The 24850-nt window shown below is 66.4% G+C and carries 24 protein-coding genes; 22 read left to right on the forward strand and 2 right to left on the reverse strand.

The features are described 5' to 3' along the window. The first annotated feature begins 74 nt into the window (after positions 1-74). The 4 genes from odhB to zapE are packed head-to-tail and all read left to right on the forward strand — an operon-like array spanning position 75 to position 4235. On the forward strand, positions 75-1334 hold the full coding sequence (gene odhB / locus KIT53_RS00225; RefSeq protein WP_297745775.1) for a 2-oxoglutarate dehydrogenase complex dihydrolipoyllysine-residue succinyltransferase: 1260 nt from the start codon (positions 75-77) through the stop codon (positions 1332-1334). Positions 1335-1348: 14 nt separating this feature from the next. After that, complete coding sequence (locus tag KIT53_RS00230) at positions 1349-1669, forward strand: PspC domain-containing protein (RefSeq protein WP_297745778.1); 321 nt, start codon at positions 1349-1351, stop codon at positions 1667-1669. 30 nt (positions 1670-1699) lie between these two features. After that, on the forward strand, positions 1700-3127 hold the full coding sequence (gene lpdA / locus KIT53_RS00235; RefSeq protein WP_297745781.1) for a dihydrolipoyl dehydrogenase: 1428 nt from the start codon (positions 1700-1702) through the stop codon (positions 3125-3127). A 10-nt stretch (positions 3128-3137) separates the two neighbouring features. Beyond that, the gene (zapE, locus tag KIT53_RS00240) at positions 3138-4235 is read left to right on the forward strand and encodes a cell division protein ZapE (protein ID WP_297745784.1); all 1098 of its coding nucleotides are present in this window, start codon (positions 3138-3140) and stop codon (positions 4233-4235) included. 120 nt (positions 4236-4355) lie between these two features. Here the strand turns inward: zapE and KIT53_RS00245 are convergent, their stop codons facing one another. After that, positions 4356-5114, reverse strand: a complete 759-nt coding sequence (locus KIT53_RS00245; protein WP_297745787.1) for a protein phosphatase 2C domain-containing protein — start codon at positions 5112-5114, stop codon at positions 4356-4358. Positions 5115-5383: 269 nt separating this feature from the next. Between KIT53_RS00245 and KIT53_RS00250 the strand changes: the two genes are divergently transcribed. Continuing rightward, positions 5384-7318, forward strand: a complete 1935-nt coding sequence (locus KIT53_RS00250; protein ID WP_297745792.1) for an ATP-dependent DNA helicase — start codon at positions 5384-5386, stop codon at positions 7316-7318. On the opposite strand, the gene KIT53_RS00255 is transcribed toward KIT53_RS00250, so the two are convergent. After that, a complete protein-coding gene (locus tag KIT53_RS00255; RefSeq protein WP_297745794.1) occupies positions 7281-8084 on the reverse strand; it encodes an outer membrane protein assembly factor BamD in 804 nt (267 codons plus the stop codon). The two genes, KIT53_RS00250 and KIT53_RS00255, sit on opposite strands and share 38 nt — an antisense overlap. Before the next feature lie 125 nt (positions 8085-8209). Here KIT53_RS00255 and KIT53_RS00260 point away from each other — a divergent pair, with 125 nt between their 5' ends. The 17 genes from KIT53_RS00260 to KIT53_RS00340 all read left to right on the forward strand — a co-directional run bounded on the left by KIT53_RS00260 (position 8210) and on the right by KIT53_RS00340 (position 24825). Further along, on the forward strand, positions 8210-9154 hold the full coding sequence (locus KIT53_RS00260; protein ID WP_297746902.1) for an RluA family pseudouridine synthase: 945 nt from the start codon (positions 8210-8212) through the stop codon (positions 9152-9154). Between the two features lie 143 nt (positions 9155-9297). Next, positions 9298-10002, forward strand: coding sequence for an SMC-Scp complex subunit ScpB (gene scpB / locus KIT53_RS00265; RefSeq protein ID WP_297745796.1), 705 nt, complete (start codon positions 9298-9300; stop codon positions 10000-10002). After that, complete coding sequence (gene rluB / locus KIT53_RS00270) at positions 9965-11257, forward strand: 23S rRNA pseudouridine(2605) synthase RluB (protein WP_297745799.1); 1293 nt, start codon at positions 9965-9967, stop codon at positions 11255-11257. Before scpB ends, rluB begins: the two co-directional genes overlap by 38 nt. Positions 11258-11360: 103 nt before the next feature. Beyond that, positions 11361-11786: a nucleoside-diphosphate kinase gene (gene ndk, locus KIT53_RS00275; protein ID WP_297745802.1), complete on the forward strand. Its 426-nt coding sequence runs from the start codon at positions 11361-11363 to the stop codon at positions 11784-11786. A 20-nt stretch (positions 11787-11806) separates the two neighbouring features. Continuing rightward, the gene (rlmN, locus tag KIT53_RS00280; RefSeq protein ID WP_297745805.1) at positions 11807-12955 is read left to right on the forward strand and encodes a 23S rRNA (adenine(2503)-C(2))-methyltransferase RlmN; all 1149 of its coding nucleotides are present in this window, start codon (positions 11807-11809) and stop codon (positions 12953-12955) included. Further along, positions 12952-13809 (forward strand): type IV pilus biogenesis/stability protein PilW, encoded by an 858-nt coding sequence (gene pilW, locus KIT53_RS00285; protein WP_297745808.1) that lies wholly within the window; start codon positions 12952-12954, stop codon positions 13807-13809. Before rlmN ends, pilW begins: the two co-directional genes overlap by 4 nt. After that, positions 13802-14728: a helix-turn-helix domain-containing protein gene (locus tag KIT53_RS00290; protein ID WP_297745810.1), complete on the forward strand. Its 927-nt coding sequence runs from the start codon at positions 13802-13804 to the stop codon at positions 14726-14728. The genes pilW and KIT53_RS00290 overlap by 8 nt, the downstream gene beginning before the upstream one ends. A gap of 15 nt (positions 14729-14743) precedes the next feature. Continuing rightward, positions 14744-16018: a flavodoxin-dependent (E)-4-hydroxy-3-methylbut-2-enyl-diphosphate synthase gene (ispG, locus tag KIT53_RS00295; RefSeq protein WP_297745813.1), complete on the forward strand. Its 1275-nt coding sequence runs from the start codon at positions 14744-14746 to the stop codon at positions 16016-16018. Positions 16019-16075: 57 nt separating this feature from the next. Next, positions 16076-17368, forward strand: coding sequence for a histidine--tRNA ligase (gene hisS / locus KIT53_RS00300; protein ID WP_297745816.1), 1293 nt, complete (start codon positions 16076-16078; stop codon positions 17366-17368). Positions 17369-17450: 82 nt separating this feature from the next. After that, entirely contained in the window at positions 17451-18116 is a 666-nt protein-coding gene (locus KIT53_RS00305) for a tetratricopeptide repeat protein (protein WP_297745819.1), read from the forward strand. Positions 18117-18121: 5 nt separating this feature from the next. Next, entirely contained in the window at positions 18122-19282 is a 1161-nt protein-coding gene (gene bamB, locus KIT53_RS00310; RefSeq protein WP_297745822.1) for an outer membrane protein assembly factor BamB, read from the forward strand. Beyond that, on the forward strand, positions 19279-20613 hold the full coding sequence (der, locus tag KIT53_RS00315) for a ribosome biogenesis GTPase Der (protein ID WP_297745825.1): 1335 nt from the start codon (positions 19279-19281) through the stop codon (positions 20611-20613). The genes bamB and der overlap by 4 nt, the downstream gene beginning before the upstream one ends. A gap of 65 nt (positions 20614-20678) precedes the next feature. Then, the gene (gene hfq / locus KIT53_RS00320; protein ID WP_297745828.1) at positions 20679-20945 is read left to right on the forward strand and encodes an RNA chaperone Hfq; all 267 of its coding nucleotides are present in this window, start codon (positions 20679-20681) and stop codon (positions 20943-20945) included. A gap of 78 nt (positions 20946-21023) precedes the next feature. Continuing rightward, on the forward strand, positions 21024-22208 hold the full coding sequence (hflX, locus tag KIT53_RS00325) for a GTPase HflX (RefSeq protein ID WP_297745831.1): 1185 nt from the start codon (positions 21024-21026) through the stop codon (positions 22206-22208). 46 nt (positions 22209-22254) lie between these two features. Next, positions 22255-23667: an FtsH protease activity modulator HflK gene (gene hflK, locus KIT53_RS00330; protein ID WP_297745834.1), complete on the forward strand. Its 1413-nt coding sequence runs from the start codon at positions 22255-22257 to the stop codon at positions 23665-23667. A gap of 30 nt (positions 23668-23697) precedes the next feature. After that, entirely contained in the window at positions 23698-24594 is an 897-nt protein-coding gene (gene hflC / locus KIT53_RS00335) for a protease modulator HflC (RefSeq protein WP_297745837.1), read from the forward strand. Between the two features lie 45 nt (positions 24595-24639). After that, complete coding sequence (locus tag KIT53_RS00340) at positions 24640-24825, forward strand: DUF2065 family protein (RefSeq protein WP_297745840.1); 186 nt, start codon at positions 24640-24642, stop codon at positions 24823-24825. The last annotated feature ends 25 nt before the right edge of the window (positions 24826-24850 follow it).

A 24850-nucleotide genomic window follows, 5' to 3' on the forward strand; every position in this document is an offset into this window, starting at 1 on the left:
TGGCGGCGCTGGGCATATGACCATGCCAGCGCGCGCTCAACGCCCAGCCTTGAACGCATAACCCAGGAAAAGAAATGGCAATCGTAGAAGTCAAGGTTCCGCAGCTCTCCGAATCGGTGGCCGAGGCCACGCTGCTGACGTGGAAGAAGAAGGCAGGCGAAGCCGTCGCCGCCGATGAAATCCTGATCGAGATCGAGACCGACAAGGTGGTGCTGGAAGTGCCGGCACCGGCGGCCGGCGTGCTGGCTGAAGTGTTGCAAGGCGATGGCGCCACGGTCACGGCCGAGCAACCGATCGCGCGCATCGATACCGAAGCCGTCGCTGGTGCCAGTGCCGCGCCCGCACCGGCCGCAGCGGTGACCGCGCCTGCTGCTGCGCAGGCCGCCGCTGCGTCCCCATCCAAGGCAGGTGTCGCCATGCCGGCTGCAGCCAAACTCATGGCGGACAACAACCTCGCCCCCGGCTCGGTCGCCGGGTCTGGCAAGGATGGCCGCGTGACCAAGGGTGACGTGCTCTCTGCCGTGGCAAGCGGTGGCGCCGCATCCAAGGCTGCGCCCGCTCCCGTGGCCATTCCCACCGGCGCGCCGACCAAGGTGCTGCCGCAGGTGGCGGTCTCCGGCCCCGACCTGGGCAACCGCCCCGAAGAGCGTGTGGCCATGACCCGTCTGCGTGCACGCGTTGCCGAGCGCCTGCTGCAGTCCCAATCCACCAACGCCATCTTGACCACGTTCAACGAAGTGAACATGGCGCCGGTGATGGAGATGCGCAAGAAGTTCCAGGAGAAGTTCGAGAAGGAGCACGGCGTCAAGCTCGGCTTCATGAGCTTCTTCGTCAAGGCCGCGGTGCACGCCCTCAAGAAGTTCCCGATCATCAACGCATCGGTCGATGGCAATGACATCGTCTACCACGGCTATTTCGACATCGGTATCGCCGTGGGTTCGCCCCGCGGCCTGGTGGTGCCCATCCTGCGCAACGCCGACCAGATGAGCTTTGCCGACATCGAGAAGAAGATTGCCGAATTCGGCCAGAAGGCCAAGGAAGGCAAGATCGGCCTGGACGATCTCACCGGCGGTACCTTCTCCATCTCCAACGGCGGCACTTTCGGCTCCATGCTGTCCACGCCCATCATCAACCCGCCGCAATCGGCCATCCTGGGCGTGCACGCGACCAAGGATCGCCCGGTGGTCGAGAACGGACAGATCGTGATTCGTCCGATCAACTACCTCGCCATGTCCTACGACCACCGGATCATTGACGGCCGGGAGGCCGTGCTGGGCCTGGTGGCGATGAAGGAGGCGCTGGAAGACCCGGCGCGCCTGCTGTTCGACATCTGAGTCCACGCTGCACGATGTCACTGGCCGACGAACTCCTCAAACTGGAGCAGCTGCGCGAGCGTGGCAGTCTCAGTGCGGCGGAGTTCGAGCGTGCCAAGGCCCGCTTGCTCAACGAGGCCGGTGGTGAGCCCTTTCCGCCGAAGCTGGCGCAGTCGCTCAATCGCCTGCGCCGGTCTTCATCGGACAAATGGATCGCGGGCGTCTGCGGCGGTATTGCCGCAGCCACGGGCGTGGAGGCCTGGATCTGGCGCCTGCTGCTGGCGCTGCTGTTTTTTGCGGGCGGCACGGGCCTTGTGCTCTACGTCCTGCTGTGGATATTCGTGCCCGCCGAATGAGGCGGGCCACAACACGAGAGTTTCAACATCATGTCTCAAGCATTTGACGTCGTCGTGATCGGTGGCGGTCCCGGTGGCTACATTGCCGCCATTCGCGCAGCCCAACTCGGCTTCAAGGTGGCCTGTGTCGACGAGTGGAAGAATGCGGCTGGCGGCCCGGCGCCCGGTGGTACCTGCACGAACGTGGGCTGCATCCCGAGCAAGGCGCTGCTGCAGTCGTCCGAACACTTCGAGCACGCCAACCTGCACTTCGCCGACCATGGCATCAGCGCGACCAACGTGAAGATCGACGTTGCGAAGATGGTCGGCCGCAAGGACGCGGTGGTGAAGCAGAACAACGACGGCATTCTCTACCTGTTCAAGAAGAACAAGGTGAGTTTCTTCCACGGCCGCGGCTCCTTCGTGAAGGCGGTCGAGGCCGGGTACGAGATCCAGGTCAAGGGCGCTCAGGAAGAACTGCTGGTGGGTCGCCAGATCATCGTGGCCACCGGCTCCAATGCGCGCGCGCTGCCCGGTGTGCCGTTCGACGAGGAACTGGTGCTCTCCAACGACGGTGCTCTGCGCATCGGCGCCGTGCCCAAGAAACTGGTTCTCATCGGCTCCGGTGTGATTGGCCTGGAGATGGGGTCGGTCTGGCGCCGCCTGGGCGCGGAAGTGACCATCCTCGAGGGGCTGCCCACCTTCCTGGGTGCGGTGGACCAGCAGATTGCCAAGGAAGCCAAGAAGGCCTTCGACAAGCAAGGCCTCAAGATCGAACTCGGTGTGAAGGTGGGCGAAGTCAAGACCGCCAAGAAGGGCGTGAGCGTGGCTTACACCAACGCCAAGGGCGAAGCCCAGACCCTGGAGGCCGACAAGCTGATCGTCTCCATTGGCCGTGTGCCCAACACCACGGGCCTTAACGCCGAAGCGGTGGGACTGGCGCTCGACGAGCGCGGCGCGATCGTCGTCGACGACGAATGCCGCACCAGCCTCAAGGGCGTGTGGGCCGTGGGTGATGTGGTGCGGGGCCCCATGCTGGCCCACAAGGCAGAGGAAGAGGGCGTGGCGGTGGCCGAGCGCATCGCGGGCCAGCATGGCCATGTCAACTTCAACACCATTCCCTGGGTCATCTACACCAGCCCTGAAATTGCCTGGGTGGGCCGCACGGAGCAGCAGCTCAAGGAAGCCGGCGTGGCCTACAAGGCGGGCACCTTCCCGTTCCTGGCCAACGGGCGCGCGCGCGCGCTCGGCGACACCACAGGCATGGTGAAGTTCCTGGCCGATGCCACCACCGACGAGATCCTTGGGGTGCACATCGTGGGTCCGATGGCATCGGAGCTGATCGCGGAGGCCGTGGTGGCCATGGAGTTCAAGGCCAGCGCCGAGGACATTGCCCGCATCTGCCATGCGCACCCATCTTTGTCGGAAGCGACCAAGGAAGCGGCGCTCGCGGTGGACAAGCGCACGTTGAACTTCTGATCTGCGCATCTTGAGCGTCCGCAGCGCCTACGAGGCCGCGCTCAAGGAGCGCGGCTACACGTCCGACCCCGCCCAGGAGCGCGCGGTCGCGGCGCTGGAGCGCTGCGCCGCCGATTGGACGGTTTACAAGCAGCGCCGTTCCAACTCATTCAAGAAGCTCTTCGTCAACCCTGAGATCCCTCGCGGGGTCTACATGTACGGCGGGGTTGGGCGCGGAAAGAGCTTCCTGATGGACTGCTTCTTCAATGCCGTTCCTTTGCGGCGCAAGACCCGCCTGCATTTTCACGAGTTCATGCGGGAGGTGCACCGCGAACTGAGAGAGCTGCAGGGCACCGTCAACCCGTTGGATGAGCTCGGTGCCCGCATCGCCAAGCGTTACAAGCTGATCTGCTTCGACGAGTTTCACGTGGCGGATGTGACGGACGCGATGATCCTGCACCGCCTGCTGGACGCACTGTTCAAGGCGGGTGTGGGTTTCGTGACCACCTCCAACTTCCATCCCGATGGCTTGTACCCGGATGGCCTGCACCGCGACCGCATCCTGCCGGCGATCGCCTTGCTCAAGGAGCGCCTGGAGGTGATCAATGTCGACAACGGCACCGACTACCGCCAGCGCACGCTGACCCACATCGAGCTCTATCACTGCCCATTGGGACCCGAGGCGGACGCCGCCATGGCGAAGACCTTCGACCAGCTCGCGGAAATCGGTGACGAGGATCCGGTGATGCACATCGAGGCGCGGCAGATACGGGCCTTGCGCCGGGCCGGCGGCGTGATCTGGTTCGATTTCGCCACCCTTTGTGGCGGGCCACGCTCCCAGAACGACTACCTGGAGATTGCCTCCCAGTTCCACACTGTGCTGCTCTCCAACGTCCCGCAGATGTCGGTGCGCCAGGCTTCGGAGGCTCGGCGATTCACCTGGCTGGTGGACGTGCTGTACGACCGGCGCGTCAAGCTGGTGATGTCCGCCGCCGTGCCACCTGAGCAGTTGTATCTGGAAGGCCCGATGTCACACGAGTTTCCGCGCACGGTCTCGCGCCTGACGGAAATGCAGTCGGCCGAATTCCTGGCGCTGGAACACCGGCTGGTGGATACCGGACTGACCTGAACGCCACCCGCGCAGCGGCGGAGCGTGGGGGCCACGGACCCCGCCGCCGGGCCGCTCCCAAGGCGGGGTCAGCCCCCTTGGGGGGCAGCGACCCGCGCAGCGGCGGAGCGTGGGGGCCACCTACCCCAACGGCTCCAGCTTCACGATGGCCAGCGACAGGTTGTCGCCCATGCCCTTGGCGCGTGTACGGGCCTTCTGGATGAGGAACTCACAGGCTTCGCGCGGGGAGAGCATGGCGATCGTGCTGGAGAGTTCTTCCGGGGTGAAGTAGTGCCAGATGCCGTCGCTGCAGGACATCAGGGCATCGCCAGGGTGAAGCTGGGGCACGACATGGATGTCCACGGGAGGATCGTTTTCCGTGCCCAGGCAACCCATCAGGATGTTGGCGTGTGGATGGTCCAGCGCCTCTTCTTCACTGATCTCGCCCTGGTTCACCAAGGTCTGCACATACGAATGGTCCATGGTGCGGAACACCAGCTTGCCATTGCGGAAGTGGTAGATGCGCGAGTCCCCGGCGTGCACCCAATGGCTGTCGCCGCCCGGATTGATCACGAAGGCTGCAATGGTGCTGTGGGGCTCCTGTTCGGCCGACACAGCGGTGAGCTTGATCACGAGGTGAGACTCCTCGACGATCTGGCGCAGAAGTGCGCCCGCGTCGTCGGTATCAGGGTCGTAGCGCTCGAAAAGCTGGCGGGCCGTGAGCATGACCTGGTCCGAGGCCTTGCGACCGCCACTGCGACCGCCCATACCGTCGGCCAGCACCGCCAGCATGCAACCGCTGTGGCGCGGATGGCTGAGCAACGCGACCTGGTCTTGCTGGTAGTCGCGGTCGCCCCGGTGGATGCCGGTGGAGGCCTGAATGCGGTAGCCTTTGCTCATGTGCGTTGGCGGGCTCGAAGGGTGGGGGAAAAGGTCGTCGCCATGTTATCCATTTATGCCCGGCGCAGGGCCCGGCATATGATCAAACGCCCTTCCAGTCCGCGCGACGGCGCTTCGCCCGTGACATTTGCCCACCATGCTGGGTGCCTGGAGGGCAAGGAGCACGCAAGCTGAGCACGCTGGAGTCCCAAGTCGAGGCGGTTTTTGCCGCACAGGGCCCCCTGTCCCGGGGGCTTGCCGGCCTGCGCGAACGCCCGGGACAGATGGCCATGGCACGTGCGGTGGCGCAGGCCATCGAATCGGGTGGGCATCTGGTCGTGGAAGCGGGAACCGGGGTGGGCAAGACCTTCGCCTATCTGGTACCGATCCTGCTCAGTGGGCGAAGAGCCTTGTTGTCCACCGCGACGCAGGCCTTGCAGGACCAGTTGTTTGCGCGCGATGTCCGCGCCGTCGTCCAGGCGCTGAACCTGCCTGTGCGTGTGGCGCTGCTCAAAGGTCGCGGCAGCTACCTCTGCCTCCACCGCCTGGAGCGGTCGCTGACCGGGGCTCCGTCGCGGGGCTTGCGCGACCCGGCCGTGTCGGCAGGCCTCCTGCAGGTGACGCACTGGGCGCGTACCACGCGCACCGGAGACCTGGCCGAACTCGCGGGCCTGGACGAACGCTCGCCTTTGCGGCCACTGATCTCCTCGACGCGTGACAACTGTCTGGGTGCCGCATGCCCGCGCCATGGCGAATGCCATGTCAACCAGGCAAGGCGCGAGGCACTGGCGGCGGACTGGGTGGTGGTCAACCACCATCTTTTTTTTGCCGACCAGCTCGTGCGCGAGTCGGGCGTGGCCGCATTGCTGCCTTCGGCCGAGGTGGTGGTGTTCGACGAGGCCCATCAGCTCAACGACATTGGCATCGGTTTCCTGGGGCAGCAATTGAGTTCGGGCGCCCTGCGCGAGCTCGCCCGCGACGTGGCCACGCAGGGTGGGCAATGGGCGCGCGGCATGCGCCCCTGGAACCACCTTGCGCTGGCGTTGGAGCAGGCCAGCCGTGCGTTGGCGACGGTGCCCAGGCCACCCGGCCAGCGCAGCCGGTGGTCCGAGGCCACGCCCGAGCGCCTGGACGCGGCGCGCTGGCAGATGGCCACGCGCGAACTCGAGCGTGCCCTGACCGGTGTGCAGGAAGCCCTGCGCGCCACCGCGCAGGCCAGCGCGGACATGGAGCGCCTGGACGCGCGCGCCCAGGTCTTGATGGAGACATGGCGTGGCCTGGTGGCACCCGAGGGGGGCGAGTCGGGGGGCGTTCGCTGGGTGGAGTGGTCGCCTGCTGGCCACGGCTGGCGGCTGCTGCGCTCTCCTGCGGACAGTTCCGCGCTTTTCCGGACCCTGCTGGCGCCCGGCGCCGAACGCCCGCGCAGTTGGGTATTCTCCTCGGCAACGCTGGGGCAGGATGAGGCGCTGAGCTGGTTCACTCGCGGCCTTGGCCTGGATGCGGTGCCGTCGCTGCGCACGCTGCAAGTGCCCAGCCCGTTCGACCATGCCAACCAGTCCGCGCTGCACGTACCGGACACGCTGCCCGACCCGGCCGACGAGGCGCACACGCCCGCATTGGCCGAGGCGGTGGCGCGCTGGGCTTCGCGCCTTGGTGGACGCACGCTGGTGCTGACCACCACCTTGCGCGCGGCGGACCGCTTCGCCAGCCACCTGATGTCACTTGTCGGTGATGGCCGTTGCGGCCCGCTGCAAGTGCTGGCCCAGGGCCGCGGCTCCAGGCGCGCACTGCTGGAGCGCTTTCGGGAGGGCGGGTCGCCCTGCGTTCTGGTGGCTTCATCGTCGTTCTGGGAGGGCGTGGACCTGCCAGGCGACACACTGCAATTGCTGGTGATCGACAAGCTGCCTTTTCCACCACCAGACGACCCGCTGATGGAGGCCCGGTCGCGCCAGTTGGAGGCCCGGGGGTTGAACGCGTTCAACGATGGTTTTTTGCCCGAGGCGGCCATGGCGCTCAAGCAGGGGGCGGGTCGCCTGATCCGTTCGGAGACGGACCGGGGCGTACTGGTGATCGGCGACAGGCGGCTGCTGAGCCGCTCCTATGGGGTGCGCCTGCTGTCGGCGCTGCCGCCGATGCGGCGGCTTCTGGATGAAGCTGAAATGACCGGGATGCTGGACGCGCTGGCGGCTACCAGACTTTCCACCACGGCGAACCGCCCGACTTGAAGCCCTTGCTCAGATACTCGCTTTGCGGGTAGCTGGCCTGCATCACCCGACGCGCATCGTCGCGCAACTGCGTCATGCCCAGGGCATCGTAGGACTGGATCATGATGAAAAGCGCTTCTTCCAGGGCCGGCGCGTCGGTGTAGTCGGTCAGTGCCGATTGCGCCCGGTTGATGGCGGCCACATAGGCGCCACGGCTGTGGTAGTAGCGGGCCACATGCACCTCGTACTGGGCCAGCGAGTTCACGATGTAGGTCATGCGCAGCCGTGCGTCGGGGCTGTAGCGGGAGTCCGGAAAACGGGTGACGAGCTCGCGGAACGATTCGAACGACTCCTTGGCGGCCTTCTGGTCGCGCTCGGAAAGGTCCTGGCGCGCCAGCGAACCAAAGAGGCCGAGGTTGTCGTTGAAGCTCACCAGTCCCTTGAGGTAGAGCGCGTAGTCCATCGCCGGGCTGGTGGGATGCAGCTTCTGGAAGCGATCCAGCGTTGCCAGCGCCTGAGCCTGTTCGCCAGCCTTGTAGTGGGTGTAGGCCTTGTCGATCTGGGCCTGCTGCGCCAGAGGCGTGCCGGCAGCGCGCCCCTCGAGCTTTTCCAGCAGCGTGACGGCTTTGTCGTAGTTGCCGGCGGCACGCTCGTCGCTGGCCTCGCTGTAGATGCGGTTGGGGCTCCAACCGGCGGTTTCGTCCACAGGTTTGGTGCTGCAGGCGCTCAATACCGCGGCGATCGCCAGCACGCAGGGGGAGGCAACCGATAATCTGAATCCACGCATCGACGATGCACCTTTACAACAACGGGATTTGGGGCTTGGCAGCGGAAATTATATCGACGGGGGATGGGCCGGAAGGTTCCGTGCAGCCTCTGCTGGACGAGTTCACGACCGATGCGGAAACCCGCATGTGCATGGTGCCCGCTGAGCTGCACGGTGAGCGTGTCGACCGGGCACTGGCGTCTCTGATCCCCGAGTTCTCTCGCTCCTATCTGCAGCAGCTCCTCGTCGATGGCGCGGTGCTGTTGCGAGGTGTGTTGGTGCGCAAGCCGGCCGCGCGCGTCTCGGCCGGCGATGCGCTGCAGGTGGAGTTGCGTCCCACGCCGCAGGCGCAGGCTTTCGTGCCGCAGGCCATTCCGCTGAACCCGGTGTTCGAGGATGAGCACCTGCTGGTGATCGACAAGTCGGCCGGGCTGGTGGTCCATCCCGCCGCCGGCAACTGGACGGGGACCCTGCTCAACGGGCTGCTGGCTTACCACGCGGGCGCCGCCGCCCTGCCGCGCGCGGGCATCGTGCACCGCCTGGACAAGGACACCTCCGGCCTGATGCTGGTGGCCAAAAGCCGGCAGGCCATGGATGCCCTGGTGCGCGCGATCGCGGCGCGAGAGGTGGATCGGCGCTACCTGGCGCTGGCGCAGGGTGGCTGGGAAGGGCCGAGGCAGCAGGAGGTGGACCAGGCCATCGGCCGCGACGTGCACAACCGCCTTCGAATGTCGGTGGTCCGGCCCGATGGGGGCGTGGGCAAGCCGGCGCAGACCACGGTGCGGCTGCTCGAAACCCAGGCGCAGGCCTGTCTGGTGGCGTGCAAGCTGCACACCGGACGCACGCACCAGATTCGCGTCCACATGGCATGGCTGGGGCATCCGCTGGTGGGAGATGCGCTCTATGGTGGACGTCCGCTGTGGGGCATGCAGCGGCAGGCGCTTCATGCGGCGCGTCTGCAACTGCGCCATCCGGTCCATGGGGGACTGTTGCAGTTCCGCAGCACACCGCCGCACGACATGCTCCAGGCCTTGGCAGACAGTGGGCTCCGCTACAATGAGGCGCTTGTGTCCAGCGGCTTCCAGGACTGACCGCCAGACTTCGCGGGCCCTGCGGCCCGGATCGGCGCAGCCTCCCGCAAATTCCTTGTACTGCCAGACCGGCAGCCGGTTTCTTTCCCTCCGCCCCGTGCTTTGACGTCCGGCGGCAAGCCGGCCCCAGACAGACTGACACCATGAACACCACGGATGCCAAGCGCGTCCTCGAGACGGCCTTGATTTGTGCGCCACAGCCGCTGTCGGTGCGCGAACTCGGCACGCTGTTCGACGACGAAGTGTCCGCAGACACCCTCAAGGGGTTGTTGGCCGACCTGCAGCAGGAATGGACCGGGCGCGGCGTCGAACTGGTGCAGGTGGCTTCTGGCTGGCGTTTCCAGAGCCGCCCTGAGCTCAGGCCTTTCCTGGACCGTCTGCACCCGGAAAAGCCGCCGCGCTACAGCCGAGCCACGATGGAGACTTTGGCCATCATTGCGTATCGCCAGCCCGTCACGCGTGGCGACATGGAAGACATCCGCGGCGTCACCATCAATTCGCTGATCATCAAGCAACTCGAGGACCGTGGCTGGATCGAAGTCATCGGTCACCGCGAGACCGTAGGCCGGCCGGCATTGTTTGCCACCACGCGGCAGTTCCTGGACGATCTGGGGCTGTCCTCACTCGACCAGCTGCCTCCGCTGGAGGGCAGCGACGTGCAGGAGTCTGCCCTGGACCGCCTCGATTTCGAGGCACTGTCGGCCCAGTTGCAGCCGGATGCCGATGCACCCGAACCCATGGATGCTGCCGCAGACACCCTCGAACCCGCCGCCGAGCTCCAGGCGCAGGACAACGCTCCACAGGAAGACCATGAATCCGGCGAACCACCTCCCTCCAACGCAGCCTGACACCGAACCGACGCCGGGCGGGGACGACGCGGAACAGGCCTCTGTGGCGCCACCGGCAGCGCCACCGGCCCAGCTGGCGCAGGCCTTGCGTTTTGACGACGTGGTCAGCGGCGCTTTTGACGCCGAGCAGGCCCAGGATGAGCCTGAGCAACCGGTCAAACGTGTGCTCAGCGCACAACCCGAATCCCCGAAGTTGCACAAGGTGCTGGCGCAAGCCGGCATGGGTTCACGCCTGGAGATGGAGCAGCTCATTCTGGAAGGCCGCATCTCCGTCAATGGCGAGCCTGCCCACATAGGGCAGCGCATCCAGTTCGGAGACACCATCAAGGTCAACGGCAAACCGGTGCGCGTGCGCATGACGCCACCGCCGCCGCGCGTGCTGGCCTACCACAAGCCCGCGGGCGAGGTCGTCACGCACGACGATCCGCAGAACCGGCCCACTGTGTTTCGGCGACTGCCCCGCCTGATGCAGGGCAAGTGGCAGTCGGTCGGGCGGCTCGACCTGAACACCGAGGGCCTCTTGCTGTTCACCAGCTCGGGCGAACTGGCCAACCGGCTCATGCACCCCCGTTTCGGGCTGCAGCGAGAGTACGCCGTTCGCGTGCTCGGCGCCTTGTCGAACGAAGAAAAGCAGCGCCTTCTCGATGGCGTGCAGCTCGAGGATGGTCAGGCCCAGTTCTCCGCCATAGAAGACGGCGGTGGCGAGGGCGCCAACTGCTGGTACCGCGTGACCATTGCCGAAGGCCGCAACCGCGAGGTGCGCCGCATGTTCGAGGCGGTCGGGCATGCGGTGAGCCGGCTTATCCGCATCCGGTATGGCGCCATGATGCTGCCGCGGGGCCTGCGGCGGGGGGCCTGGGTGGAGCTCGATGAGCGGGACATCGGCCGGTTGACCGCGGCTGCCGGGGTGTCCCCGGCCAGCGGGGAGCCGCAGGCGCGGCGAGCCCGGGGCGGTGGCCGCCATCCCAGCCAGCAGCCCTTGCGCCGAGCCCAGGCCGAGCGCGGCCCGGGTGCGCCCGCTGGCGGCGTGCCGCAAGACCGTCGAGGAAAGGGTGGCGGCAAGTTTCAAGGCCGGGGCGGCAAAGGTACAGGGCCCAAAGGGTCGGGCGGTGGCCAGCAGCCGGACCCGATGAAAACCTCGTTTGGCTACATCGGGCAGGATGCGCTGCAGCGCAGCCGGGAGCAGGGGCCGGGCCGGGGGAACGCCTCCGGGGGGCGCCGGCGTTCGGGTGGCGGGCGCCAGGGCGGACGCTGAACGGCTTTCATGAGCTATCCGCACCCTATGACCGTTGTAGAATCAAAGGCTTTGTGAGGTGCCACTCACCTCGCTTGATTGACCCAACAACTTCAGGATATCCATGGCCATCGAACGCACCCTCTCGATCATCAAGCCCGACGCCGTCGCCAAGAACGTGATCGGCCAGATTTACGCCCGCTTCGAAGCCGCCGGCCTGAAGGTCGTGGCAGCCCGCATGGCGCACCTCTCGCGCGGCGAAGCAGAAGCCTTCTATGCCGTCCACAAGGCACGCCCCTTCTTCAAGGACTTGGTGGACTTCATGGTGTCCGGGCCGGTGATGATCCAGGTGCTCGAAGGTGAAGGCGCCATCGCCAAGAACCGCGACCTGATGGGCGCTACCGATCCCAAGAAGGCCGCTCCCGGCACCATCCGCGCCGACTTCGCCGACAGCATCGACGCCAATGCCGTTCATGGCTCCGACGCTCCCGAAACCGCAGCCGCCGAAGTGGCCTTCTTCTTTGCCGGTCTGAACGTGTACCCGCGCTGAGCCAGCGCGCCAGCCATGTCATGACGGCCAATCTGCTCGATTTCGACCTCGAGGGTTTGGCCGCCTTTTGCGAGCAACTGGGCGAAAAGCGGTTTCGCGCCGTCCAGTTGTTCCGCTGGATCCACCAGAAAGGCGCGGCCGATTTCGCCGCCATGACGGATCTCGCGCGCAGCCTGCGCGAGAAACTGCCCGCCGTTTGCACCATCACGGACCTGCCCGTGCTGTCGAGGCAGGACTCGGCCGACGGCACCATCAAGTGGCTGTTCGACGTCGGCGACGGCAATGCTGTCGAGACCGTATTCATTCCCGAGGACGATCGCGGCACGCTGTGCATTTCCTCGCAGGCGGGCTGTGCGGTGGGTTGCCGCTTCTGCTCCACCGGTCACCAGGGCTTTTCCCGCAACCTGAGTACGGGCGAGATCCTCGCGCAGCTTTGGCATGCCGAGCATTTCCTGCGGCGCCACCTCAAGACCGGGGAACGCGTGATCACCAATGTGGTCATGATGGGCATGGGTGAACCTTTGCAGAATTGCGGCGCCCTGGTGCCCGCCTTGCGCGTGATGCTTGATGACCACGGCTATGGCCTGTCGCGGCGCCGCGTGACGGTCTCCACCTCGGGTGTGGTGCCGATGATCGAACGCCTGGCCGCCGATTGCCCGGTGGCTTTGGCGGTGTCCCTGCACGCACCCAGCGATGCGCTGCGCGACGATCTGGTGCCGCTCAACCGCAAGTACCCCATTGCCGAACTGCTGGATGCCTGCCTCGGCTACCTGCCGGCCGCGCCACGTGACTTCATCACCTTCGAGTACTGCATGCTCGACGGCGTGAACGATCAGCCCGAGCACGCCCGTCAACTGCTGACCCTGCTTCAGGGCCATGCGGGGCGCGGGGTGCCTTGCAAGATCAACCTGATTCCGTTCAATCCGTTTCCCGATTCCGGCCTGACCTGTTCGCCGCGCGCCGTGGTGCAGCGGTTTGGCCAGATCCTGAACGAAGGCGGCATCGTGACCACCGTGCGCAAGACACGGGGCGACGACATCGACGCCGCCTGTGGGCAACTGGCCGGAGACGTGCTGGACCGCACCAACGCCGCCAGCCGCATGGCGCAGCGCCGGCATCAGGCTCCGACCCAACCCGTTCGCATCGTCCGCAAGGAAAGGCAGGCATGACGCAGACACTTCGCTCACACGCCCTTGGTGCCCGGCCGGCTCTGGTCTGGCGCACGCTTCTTCTGGTCGCGCTGGCCAAGCTGCTGCTGGTCGCCGGTTGCGCTCAGACGACGTCCAGCGGATTGCCCGCTGCCAACCCGAACCGCTCGGTCGAACCCGTGACGGAGTCGGACGAGCCTGAGTCGCGCAAGCGCGCCCGCATCCGCCTCGAACTGGCCGCAGGGTACTTTGAGCAGGGACAGACCACGGTGGCTCTGGACGAGATCAAGCTCGCGCTGGCGGCCGATCCCACCTATGCCTCCGCCTACATGCTGCGTGGTCTGGTGTATTCGCGCATGAACGAGATGGGCCTGGCCGAAGAGAGCTTTCGCCGTGCGCAGCAACTCAACCCGCGCGATCCCGACGTACTGCACCATTACGGCTTGTTCGCCTGCCAGCAGGGGCGCTATGCGCAGGCCATCGAGATGTTCCAGCAGGCTCTGTTGAGTCCCGTCTATGGCGGGCAGGCCAAGACCTTGATGGCCAAGGGCGTGTGCGAGGTGCGTGCGGGGCAGCTCGCCGAGGCGGAGGGCAGTCTGGCGCGAGCCTACGAACTCGATGCCGGCAATCCCATCACAGCCTACAACCTGGCTTCGCTGCAGCACCGCAGAGGCGAGAACGACAAGGCGCGTTTCGTGATCCGCCGGGTGAACAATTCCGAACTGGCGAATGCGGAAACGCTGTGGCTGGGCATCCGGGTGGAACGCCGGTTGGGGAACACCGAGGCCATGCAGCAGCTGGCCCAACAACTCGGCCGCCGCTACCCGGACTCGAGGGAATGGTCTGCCTACCAGCGAGGTGCATTTGATGAGTGAGGGGCAAGCCATGGTGGAAGCCGCCGGCCGACCGGTGTTGTTGCGCGCAGCGCGCGAGGCCGCGGGTCTGCACATCGCAGCGCTGGCTGCGGCGCTGAAGGTGCCCGTGCGCAAGCTGGAGGCGCTGGAGGCAGGGCGTTACGACGAGTTGCCCGATCTGACCTTCGCGCGTGCTCTGGCCTCCAGTGCCTGCCGCCACCTCAAGATCGACCCAGCTCCGGTGCTGGAGCAGATTCCGCAGAGCGTGATGCCCGAGCTGGGTGATTCGCCCCGCGCCATCAACGCACCATTCAAGGCGGCGAGCGAACCCGCCCAGGCCGGCGCCATGACCTGGCTGTCCCGTCCGGCCCTGCTGGCGGCCATCGCGCTGTTGCTGGGGGCGCTGGTGATCGTCTTTCTGCCGCACATCCAGGATGGTGCGGCATCCGTGACCGATACCGTGACCGCGCCAGTGGAGCCATCAGGAGGACAGGAGAGCGAGGCTGAAGAGCGGACGCCGCTTGCGGTGCCGCTGGAACCTTCGTCCGACGCGGCTTCGGCCCCGGTATCGACCGCGCCTGAGGCGGTGTCCGAGCCTGTCCAGGCGTCCGCGGCAGCCACGCCGCCAGCACCTGCCGGGCAGGCGGCCGCCACCGCATCGGCTCTGGCGGAGCCTGTCGGTGGCGCTCTGGCAGCCGGCGGCAGCTTGCTCAGCATCGCTGCGGCAACCGGTGAATCGTGGGTGGAGGTCACCAACGGTTCGGGCAGTGTGGTGGTGCAGCGCCTGCTCAAGCCGGGCGAAGCCGTTGATTTCTCCACCGCGCCGCCGTACACGGTGGTGCTGGGGCGCGCCGAAGCCGCACGCGTGACCGTGCGCGGCCGCCCATTCGACGTGAATGCGATCGCGCGCAACAACGTGGCGCGTTTCGAGGTGCGGTAAGTGAGCGGAGTGACCATGGACAGTCTTGTACGTTCCGCCGCCCATCCCATCCCGCTGCCTGTGGTGCCGCAGCGCCGGTCCCGACAGGGGGTGGTGGCCTGGGGCAGCCGGCGTGTCACGGTGGGCGGTGATGCACCGGTGCGTGTGCAGTCCATGACCAACACCGATACCGCCGATGCGGTGGCCACCGCGATCCAGGTCAAGGAGCTGGCTTTGGCGGGTTCCGAACTCGTGCGCATCACCGTCAACAACGACGAGGCTGCCAAGGCCGTGCCCTATATCCGCGAGCAACTCGATCGCATGGGGATCGATGTGCCGCTCATCGGCGACTTCCACTACAACGGCCACCGCCTGCTGACCGACCACCCGGCCTGCGCCGAGACCTTGTCCAAGTACCGCATCAACCCTGGCAACGTGGGCCGCGGCGACAAGGGAGATCGCCAATTCGCACAGATGGTCGACATCGCGGCACGCCACGACAAAGCCGTGCGCATCGGTGTGAACTGGGGCAGTCTGGACCAGGACCTGCTGGCGCGGTTGATGGACGAGAACGCCGCGCGCGGCGCACCATGGGATGCACGCCAGGTCATGTACGAGGCGCTGATCACCTCGGCGGTCGAGTCTGCCCGTCGCGCCGAGAGCCTGGGGCTGCGTGGAGAGAACATTGTGCTGTCGTGCAAGGTCAGCGCGGTACAGGACCTGATCGCGCTCTACCAGGCGCTGGCCAGTCGCTGTGACTACGCGTTGCACCTGGGGCTGACGGAAGCCGGTATGGGCACCAAGGGTGCGGTCGCCTCCACGGCCGCGTTGTCTGTGCTGCTGCAGCAGGGCATTGGCGACACCATTCGCGTATCGCTCACACCGCAGCCCGGAGAAGCGCGTACGCAGGAAGTGGTGGTGGCGCTGGAGATCCTTCAGGCACTGGGCCTGCGCGCTTTTGTGCCCTCGGTCACGGCCTGTCCCGGGTGCGGTCGCACCACCAGCACCACCTTCCAGGAGTTGGCCAAGCAGATTGACGACTACCTGCGTGCCTCCATGCCGGTCTGGCGCTCGCGCTACCCCGGCGTAGAGGGCCTGAAGGTCGCGGTGATGGGCTGTATCGTCAACGGTCCCGGCGAAAGCAAACATGCCGACATCGGCATCAGCCTGCCAGGCACGGGCGAGGCGCCGGCCGCACCTGTCTTCATCGATGGCCAGAAAGCCATGACGCTGCGTGGCGCAGACATCGCGCGCGACTTCCAGGGCATCGTCGAGAACTACATCGAGCAGAGGTTTGGCACCGGGCGTTGAGCGTTCAACGCACGACTTCCTCGCTCACCTCACAACGCTCAACCCCGAATCCCAGAAATGACAGAACGACTGAGTGCCGTCAAAGGCATGAACGACATCACGCCTCCCGTGTCTGCGCACTGGGAGTGGCTTGAGGACACGCTGCGCGGCCTGATGCGCCGCTACGGCTACCGCAACCTGCGAACACCCATCGTGGAACCCACGGCGCTGTTTGTGCGCGGGCTCGGCGAGGTGACCGACATCGTGGAGAAGGAGATGTACTCCTTCGAGGACCGCCTCAACGGCGAGCAGCTGACGCTGCGTCCTGAGAACACCGCCGGCGTGGTGCGCGCCGCGCTCGAGCACTCGCTGCTGTACGACGGTGGCAAGCGGCTCTATTACATGGGACCGATGTTTCGCCATGAGCGTCCTCAACGTGGCCGCTACCGGCAGTTCCACCAGTTCGGCGCAGAAGCCCTGGGCTTTGCCGGGCCGGACGTGGATGCCGAGTTGATCGTGCTGGCCTGCGACCTCTGGGCCGAGCTGGGCCTCACCGGCATCGAACTCGAAATCAACAGCCTGGGTCAGCCCGCTGAGCGGCTGGCGCACCGCCAGGCGCTCATCACCTACCTGGAGGGCCACGCAGACCTGCTGGACGAGGATGCCCGCCGCCGGCTGCACAGCAACCCGCTGCGCATCCTGGATACCAAGAACCCTGCCATGCAGGATCTGGTGAATGCCGCGCCGCGTCTCATGGACCACCTGGGCGCCGAGTCGTTGGCGCACTTCGAGCGCCTACGGAGTCTGCTCGACGCCCACGGGATCGCCTATCGCATCAATCCGCGGCTGGTGCGTGGCATGGACTACTACAACCTGTCGGTGTTCGAATTCGTCACCACGCAACTCGGCTCGCAGGGCACGGTGTGCGCGGGCGGTCGCTACGATGGCCTGTTCGAGCAGATGGGCGGCAAGCCCGCACCTGCCGTGGGCTGGGCGCTGGGTATGGAGCGTATCCTGGAGCTGCTCAAGGAGCAGGGGCGCTTGCCTGAGGTCCCGGTTCCAGATGCCTACGCGGTGGTTCCCGATGAAGCCCGCGTGGCCGAGGTCATGCCGGTGCTCCGGCAGCTTCGCCTGCAAGGGGTGAGCGTGCAGATGCACGCGGCCGGCCCCGAGGGCATGGGCAGCATGAAGTCCCAGTTCAAGAAGGCAGACGCCAGCGGCGCTCGCTACGCGCTCATCTTCGGCGAACAGGAGATGCGCGAAGGGACCGTGGCTCTCAAGCCGCTGCGTGGGCCACGTGGCGAGTCCGATGGCGGGCAGAGCTTGCTCAGGATCGACTCGGTTGCCGACTGGGGCTCGCGCCTGCGCTGATACCCGCACCCGGTCTCGCCGGGATGCCCGCCTACAATCCCCCGTTGCGCCTTGGCGCACGAACCGGAGCTGAACACCCATCATGGCCAAACACCTCGACCTTGAAGAGCAGGAACAGCTCGATCAGATCAAACACTTCTGGAACCGTTACGGCAACCTGATCAGTTGGGTGCTGATCGTGGTGCTGGGCGGCTTTGCCGCCTGGAACGGCTGGAACTGGTGGCAGCGCAACCAGGCCGTGAAGGCGGCAGCGCTGTACGACGAAATCGAGCGCGCGGTGATCGCCAAGGACCAGCCACGCATCGAGCGCGCGCTGGCGGACATGCAGTCCGGCTTTGGCAGCACGCTCTATGCCAGTCAAGCCGCGTTGCTGGCTGGCAAGTCGCTGTTCGAGGCGGGCCAGGCCGACAAAGCCCGTGCCGCGCTGAGCTGGGCGGTGGAGAAATCCTCCGACCCCTCGTACCAAGCCGTGGCGCGGCTGCGCCTGGCAGGCCTGGATATCGAGGCCCAGGCCTTTGACCAGGCGCTCAAGACGCTGGAGGCCCCGGTGCCGAAGTCGTTCGAACCGCTGGTGGCCGATCGGCGCGGCGACGTGTACCTGGCCCAAGGCAAGGCCGACGAGGCCCGCACCCAGTACCAGACGGCCTGGCGCACGCTGAGCGACCGCGCCGAATACCGCCGCCTGGTGGAAGTGAAACTTGCCGCGCTGGGCGTCAACACCGCCAGCCTGGCGCCAGCCAAACCTTGACAGCCATGCCGATCCGCCCGACGTCCTTCCGTTCTCTCCTTGCCGGGCACCGTGCGCTGGTCGCGCTGGGCCTGGTTTGCGCGACGCTGCTTACCACGGCCTGTTCCTCCGGGCCCGACAAGCCCAAGCCGGCAGAACTCCAGCCCGTGGCCGCGCTCATGGGCACGCGCCTGATCTGGACTGCGCAGGTTGGTGCAAGCCACGCGGAGCTGGTGCCCGCCGCGGTGGCCGGACGCGTGTTCGCGGCCGGATCCGCGGGCACGGTGGCGGTCCTTGATGCGGGCACGGGCCAGGACATCTGGCGCGTGGACCTCAAGACCCGCATCGCCGCCGGCGTGGGTACGGATGGGGACACCGTGGCCGTGGTCACCCAGGCCAACGAACTCGTGGCCATGGCCGGTGGCCGCGAGTTGTGGCGGGTGCGGCTGCCGGCGCGCACCTTTACGGCGCCGCTGGTGGCGGGCAAGCGGGTTTTCGTCCTCACCGCAGACCGGACGGTGACCGCTTTCGACGGCTCCAACGGTGCCCGTCTGTGGACGCAGACCCGGACCACCGAGCCCCTGGTGCTGAGCCAGGGCGGGGTGTTGATGGCCGTGGGTGACATGCTGGTGGCGGGTCTCTCAGGGCGTCTGGTCGGCATGAATCCGCTCAACGGCGTGGTGCGCTGGGAAGCCCCCATTGCCACCTCGCGCGGCACCAACGAGGTCGAGCGCCTCGTGGACATTGTCGGTCCCGCCAGCCGGATCGGTGCAAGTGTCTGCGTGCGGGCCTACGTTGCCGCCGTGGGCTGCGTGGACACCAGCCGCGGCACGCTGAGCTGGACCCGCGCCGCCCAGGGCGTGGTGGGCGTCCATGGCGACGACAGACTGGTGTTCGGGGTGGAATCCAACGGGCGTTTCCAGGCTTGGCAGCGCTCCAGCGGTGAACCGGCCTGGAACACCGACCGGCTGTTGCACCGTGAACCGAGTGCGCCGCTGGCGCTGGGCCGCGTGGTGGCCGTCGGTGACGCGACCGGGCTGGTGCATCTGATTTCCCGCGAAGATGGCAGCGAGATGACACGTCTGAGCACCGACGGCTCGGCCATTCTTGCGGCGCCGGTTCTGGCGACCGACGCCCTGGTCGTGCAGACCCGCAACGGTGGCGTCTTCGCCTGGCGGCCACAGTGAAACCTGTCATTGCCCTCGTGGGCCGGCCCAATGTGGGCAAGTCCACCTTGTTCAACCGCCTGACCGGTTCGCGCGATGCCATCGTGGCCGACTTCGCCGGCCTCACGCGAGACCGCCACTACGGCAATGGTCGTCTGGGGCGGCGCGAGTTCATCGTCATCGACACCGGCGGCTTCGAACCGGATGCCTCCGAGGGCATCTACCGCGAGATGGCGAAGCAGACACGCCAGGCCGTGGCCGAAGCCGACGTGGTGGTGTTCGTGGTGGATGCCCGCGCCGGCCTGAGCGCCCAGGACCACGACATCGCGCAGTACCTGCGTCGGCTGGGCAAGCCCACCGTTCTGGTGGCCAACAAGGCCGAGGGCATGACCCAGGGCCTGCAACTGGTGGAGTTCTTCGAACTCGGTCTGGGGGAGGTGCTGCCAGTCTCTGGTGCGCACGGCCAGGGCGTGCGCACCATGCTGGAGACCGCACTGGAGCGCATCCCCGGGCTGCCTCCAGAAGACGAGGATGAGCCCGATGCCGAAACCGGGGTGATTCGGCTCGCCGTGGCTGGCCGCCCCAACGTCGGCAAATCGACCCTGATCAACGTCTGGCTGGGGGAAGAGCGGCTGGTGGCCTTTGATCTGCCGGGCACCACCCGCGATGCCATTTCCGTCCCGTTCGAGCGCGCGGGCCAGAAGTTCGAACTCATCGACACCGCCGGCCTGCGGCGCAAGGGGAAAGTGTTCGAGGCCATCGAGAAGTTCTCGGTGGTCAAGACCCTGCAGGCGATCGAGAGCGCCCACGTGGTGTTGCTGTTGCTCGATGCCACCCAGGGCGTGACCGATCAGGATGCCCACATCGCCGGGTACATCCTGGAGAGCGGCCGGGCCGTGGTGCTGGCCATCAACAAGTGGGACGCGGTCGATGCCTACCAGCGCGAGCAGATCGAGCGGCAAATTGAGAACCGCCTAGCCTTTCTCAAGTTCGCGCCCTTGCACCTCATCTCGGCCAAGAAGCGGCAGGGCCTGGGGCCCGTATGGAAGTCCATAGCCCAGGCCCATGCGGCGGCCATGCGCAAGATGCCCACGCCGGTGCTCACGCGACTGCTTCAGGAAGCCACCGCCTTCCAGGCTCCTTCGCGTGGCGGCATGTTCCGTCCCAAGATGCGCTATGCCCACCAGGGCGGCATGAACCCACCGGTGATCGTCATCCACGGCAACTCCCTGGAGCATGTGCCCGATGCCTACCGCCGTTTCCTGGAGGGGCGCTTCCGCAAGGCCTTTGATCTGGTGGGAACTCCGCTGCGCATCGAGTTCCGGACCTCCGCCAATCCCTTCAAGGAATAGGAATTTCAGGTTACAGGTTGTGCGGTGCCTGTGCTGTGGTATGGTCCATTCCTCATTAACTTTCGTTGAACACGGAGCATATCGTGAGCAATAACAAAGGCCAGCTCTTGCAAGACCCTTTCCTGAACCAGCTCCGCCGGGAACATGTGCCCGTGTCGATCTATCTGGTCAACGGCATCAAGTTGCAGGGTCAGATCGAGTCCTTCGACCAGTACGTCGTGCTGCTGCGCAACACGGTTACGCAGATGGTCTACAAGCACGCCATTTCCACCATCGTCCCTGGCCGTCCCGTGCAGTTCTCTGCCGTGAACCAGGACGATGCAGGTTCCTGACCAGGGCCTGAACCACCCCCGGCCCGGGCAGCCCGTCTGCCGGGCCCGCAGTGTCCCGGGCACTGCCAACGCACCGATTTGAATCCACCCACCCCATCGTCCAACGCCACCCCATCGGTCATTCTGGTCGGGGTGGACTTCGGCGTACCCCATTTCGACTCTGGGCTCGAAGAGTTGGGTCTGCTGGCGCAAACGGCGGGTTACCGCGTGGCCGAACGCATGACCTGCAAGCGCCGTGCGCCGGATCCCGCGCTGTTCGTCGGCTCCGGCAAAGCCGACGAGATCAAGATGCTCGCGCAGTCCACCGGTGCCACGGAGGTGCTGTTCGACCAGGCCCTCAGCCCTGCGCAGCAGCGCAACCTCGAACGCCACCTGGGCCTGCCGGTGAACGACCGCACCCTGCTGATTCTGGAGATCTTCGCTCAGCGGGCGCGCAGCCATGAGGGCAAGCTTCAGGTCGAGCTCGCGCGTTTGCAGTACCTCTCCACACGGCTGGTGCGGCGCTGGTCGCACCTGGAGCGCCAGAGTGGCGGCATCGGCATGCGCGGTGGCCCGGGTGAGACGCAGATCGAACTGGATCGCCGCATGATCGCCGAGGCCATCAAGCGCACGAAGGAGCGCCTGGAGAAGGTCAAGAAGCAGCGTGCGACCCAGCGCCGGCAGCGCGAGCGCCGCGACACGTTCTCGATTTCGCTGGTGGGGTACACCAACGCCGGCAAGTCTTCCCTCTTCAACAGCCTGGTGAAAGCGCGTGCCTATGCGGCCGACCAGCTCTTTGCCACGCTGGACACCACCACGCGCCAGCTGTATCTGGGGGAGGCCGGGCGCTCCGTGTCGCTGTCCGACACCGTGGGCTTCATCCGCGACCTGCCGCACGGGCTGGTGGAGGCCTTCGCTGCCACCCTGCAGGAAGCCGCTGACGCCGACCTCCTGCTGCACGTGGTCGATGCGTCCAATCCCGACCATCCAGAACAGATCGCCTCGGTGCAGGCGGTGCTTGGGGATATCGGTGCGGGGCAGGTGCCGCAGATTCTGGTGTTCAACAAGCTCGATGCGGTGGATCCGGCCAACGCGCCGCGGGTCGTGTCCGACACCATGGAACTGGACGGGCATCCGGTACCTCGAATCCACGTCAGTGCCAGGACCGGTGAGGGTATTCCTGCTCTGCGCGCGCTGCTGGCCAGCCATGTGCCGGCGGCGAGCCACGCGGCTGGGGAACCGGCGGCGGCCGGCTTGACCGAAATCAGGAGTGCCGTGCCCTGATTGGGCACAATGTGCGTGTTTTGTATCGAAAAAGAGTTGCCTACCCATGGATGTGAATCTGCACCCTCCCTCATCTGGCGCCCAGGCGGTGCCTCAGCGCAACCGCCGCAAAGGCTGGCGCGGCTGGCTGGGCGCGTTCAATCTCAACGACCCGCGCTGGGGGCGCGGTGACGAGACCCCCCGCGACGATGGGCCGCGCGATACGCAGGAACCCGGACGAGACGACGACGCCCGCAACGGCCAGCGCCCTTCTCGTGGGCAAGGCCCGAACCAGGGTCCCCCGGACCTGGACGAACTCTGGCGCGACCTCAACCGCAAGCTCGGCGGCCTCATGGGCAACAAGGGAGGCGGCAACCGTGGCGGCGGGCTGGGTGGCGGCAATGGCTCCGGCGGTGGCGGCGGCTTCAATCCCACGCCCAAGACAACAGGTATCGGTGTCGGTCTGATTGGTGGCGTGGCCTTGCTGATCTGGCTGGGCACCGGGTTCTTCATCGTGCAGGAAGGCCAGCAGGCCGTGATCACGCAGTTCGGCAAGTACCACAGCACCGTGGGTGCGGGCTTCAACTGGCGCCTGCCGTACCCCGTGCAGCGGCACGAGACGGTGTTCGTGACCCAACTCCGTTCGGTCGACGTGGGCCGTGACAACATCGTGCCCGCCACCGGGTTGCGCGAGTCGTCGATGCTGACCGAGGATGAGAACATCGTCGACATCAAGTTCGTGGTCCAGTACCGCCTGAGCGATGCGCGCGCCTTCCTGTTCGAGAGCCGCGACCCGGATCTCGCGGTGCTCAAGGCCGCCGAGACCGCCGTGCGTGAGGTGGCCGGCAAGATGAAGATGGATGCGGTGCTGGCCGAGGAGCGCGACCAGATCGCGCCGCGCGTGCGTGCGCTGATGCAGACGATCCTGGACCGCTACAAGGTCGGCATCGAGGTGGTGGCGGTCAACCTCCAGCAGGGTGGCGTGCGTCCCCCTGAACAGGTGCAGGTGGCCTTCGACGACGTGCTGCGCGCAGGCCAGGAGCGCGAGCGGGCCAAGAACGAGGCCGAGGCCTACCGCAACGACGTGGTGCCGCGCGCGCGAGGCACGGCGTCGCGTCTGGTCGAGGAGGCCGAAGGTTACCGGGCCCGCATCTCGGCGCAGGCCGAGGGTGATGCGCAGCGCTTCCGCTCTGTGCTGACCGAGTACCAGAAGGCGCCCCAGGTCACGCGCGAGCGCATGTACGTGGACGCCATGCAGGAGATCTACAGCAATGTGACCAAGGTGCTGGTGGACTCCAAGTCGGGGTCCAACCTGCTGTACCTGCCGCTGGACAAGCTGATGCAGATGAGTGCCCAGGCCGGCCCGTCCGCGTCGACCACCGCGCCCAGCGCACCGACGCCCAGCACCAGCACCGTGCCCACGGTTCCCAGCCGCAGCACCGACAGCGGCGCGCGTTCGCGTGAACGCGACGTCCGATGACCCGGTGGCACTGATCCGAGGAATTTGCACATGAACAAACTGGGTTTCATCATCACCTCCTTGATCGTGGCACTGGCCGTGGCCAGTTCCATGCTCTTCGTCGTCGACCAGCGCCAGTTCGGCGTGGTCTACCAACTTGGCCAGATCAAGCAGGTCGTCACCGAGCCGGGTCTCAACTTCAAGTTGCCGCCGCCTTTCCAGAACGTGTCGTACATCGACAAGCGCCTGCTCACACTGGAAAGCCAGGACACCGACCCCACTCTGACGGCGGAAAAGCAGCGTGTCGTGATCGACTGGTACGTGCGCTGGCGCATCAGCGACCCGCAGGCCTACATCCGCAACGTCGGCACCAACGAGCGTGCGGGCGCGCTGCAGCTCAACCGCGTGGTGCGCAACGCGTTCCAGCAGGAAGTCAACAAGCGCACGCTGCGTGAATTGCTGTCCGCGCGGCGCGACGAGCTGATGCGCGACGTGCAGCGCGAGGTCACCGGTGCCATCCAGAATGCCAACCAGCCCTGGGGCATGGAGGTGGTGGATGTGCGGATCAACCGCGTCGACTACGCCGAGTCCATCGTGTCGTCGGTTTACCAGCGCATGGAGGCCGAGCGCAAGCGCGTGGCCAATGAGTTGCGCTCCACCGGCTTTGCCGAAGGTGAGGCCATCCGCGCCGACGCCGAGCGCCAGCGCGAGGTGATTGTCTCCGAGGCCTACCGCGAGGCGCAGCGCATCAAGGGTGAGGGCGATGCCAAGGCGGCAGCTTCCTTTGCCGATGCGTTCGGGCGCGATCCCGCCTTTGCCCAGTTCTACCGCAGCCTGGAGGCCTACAAGGCCAGCTTCGCGGGCAAGGGTGACGTGCTGGTGGTCGATCCCTCGTCCGACTTCTTCAAAGCGCTGCGCAGCAGCAACGTCTCGTCCGGCAACCGCTGACGCGCCCGGACGGCGACGGCCGGCCCGGCGCTGGAGCTTCCTCCCATGCTTGAAACGCTCTGGCCGGCGCTGGCCCTGGTCTTGGTCGTGGAAGGCCTGTTGCCCTTGCTGGCGCCGCGCCTGTGGCGGCGCATGTTCACCGAGATGCTGAGTCTGCGAGACGGCCAGTTGCGCTTCTTCGGTCTGATGAGCGTGATCGGCGGCGTGCTGCTCTGGTGGCTGCTGGTCTGAAACGGGCCCCTGTACTGGGGCCGGT

Origin of the sequence: Hydrogenophaga sp., from assembly GCF_026125785.1 — a bacterium.
Taxonomy (GTDB): domain Bacteria; phylum Pseudomonadota; class Gammaproteobacteria; order Burkholderiales; family Burkholderiaceae_C; genus Hydrogenophaga.

Excerpts from the sequence above, each read along its gene's own strand:
- bamB (WP_297745822.1), top strand. The coding sequence starts at position 18,122 with ATGCCGATCCGCCCGACGTCCTTCCGTTCTCTCCTTGCCGGGCACCGT.
- scpB (WP_297745796.1), top strand. The coding sequence starts at position 9,298 with ATGAACACCACGGATGCCAAGCGCGTCCTCGAGACGGCCTTGATTTGT.
- KIT53_RS00255 (WP_297745794.1), bottom strand. The coding sequence starts at position 8,084 with ATGCGTGGATTCAGATTATCGGTTGCCTCCCCCTGCGTGCTGGCGATC.
- hflK (WP_297745834.1), top strand. The coding sequence starts at position 22,255 with ATGGATGTGAATCTGCACCCTCCCTCATCTGGCGCCCAGGCGGTGCCT.
- rluB (WP_297745799.1), top strand. The coding sequence starts at position 9,965 with ATGAATCCGGCGAACCACCTCCCTCCAACGCAGCCTGACACCGAACCG.
- KIT53_RS00230 (WP_297745778.1), top strand. The coding sequence starts at position 1,349 with ATGTCACTGGCCGACGAACTCCTCAAACTGGAGCAGCTGCGCGAGCGT.
- KIT53_RS00290 (WP_297745810.1), top strand. The coding sequence starts at position 13,802 with ATGAGTGAGGGGCAAGCCATGGTGGAAGCCGCCGGCCGACCGGTGTTG.
- KIT53_RS00305 (WP_297745819.1), top strand. The coding sequence starts at position 17,451 with ATGGCCAAACACCTCGACCTTGAAGAGCAGGAACAGCTCGATCAGATC.
- KIT53_RS00250 (WP_297745792.1), top strand. The coding sequence starts at position 5,384 with ATGGCACGTGCGGTGGCGCAGGCCATCGAATCGGGTGGGCATCTGGTC.
- lpdA (WP_297745781.1), top strand. The coding sequence starts at position 1,700 with ATGTCTCAAGCATTTGACGTCGTCGTGATCGGTGGCGGTCCCGGTGGC.
- KIT53_RS00260 (WP_297746902.1), top strand. The coding sequence starts at position 8,210 with ATGTGCATGGTGCCCGCTGAGCTGCACGGTGAGCGTGTCGACCGGGCA.
- rlmN (WP_297745805.1), top strand. The coding sequence starts at position 11,807 with ATGACGGCCAATCTGCTCGATTTCGACCTCGAGGGTTTGGCCGCCTTT.
- pilW (WP_297745808.1), top strand. The coding sequence starts at position 12,952 with ATGACGCAGACACTTCGCTCACACGCCCTTGGTGCCCGGCCGGCTCTG.
- odhB (WP_297745775.1), top strand. The coding sequence starts at position 75 with ATGGCAATCGTAGAAGTCAAGGTTCCGCAGCTCTCCGAATCGGTGGCC.
- hisS (WP_297745816.1), top strand. The coding sequence starts at position 16,076 with ATGACAGAACGACTGAGTGCCGTCAAAGGCATGAACGACATCACGCCT.
- KIT53_RS00245 (WP_297745787.1), bottom strand. The coding sequence starts at position 5,114 with ATGAGCAAAGGCTACCGCATTCAGGCCTCCACCGGCATCCACCGGGGC.
- KIT53_RS00340 (WP_297745840.1), top strand. The coding sequence starts at position 24,640 with ATGCTTGAAACGCTCTGGCCGGCGCTGGCCCTGGTCTTGGTCGTGGAA.
- hflC (WP_297745837.1), top strand. The coding sequence starts at position 23,698 with ATGAACAAACTGGGTTTCATCATCACCTCCTTGATCGTGGCACTGGCC.
- ispG (WP_297745813.1), top strand. The coding sequence starts at position 14,744 with ATGGACAGTCTTGTACGTTCCGCCGCCCATCCCATCCCGCTGCCTGTG.
- ndk (WP_297745802.1), top strand. The coding sequence starts at position 11,361 with ATGGCCATCGAACGCACCCTCTCGATCATCAAGCCCGACGCCGTCGCC.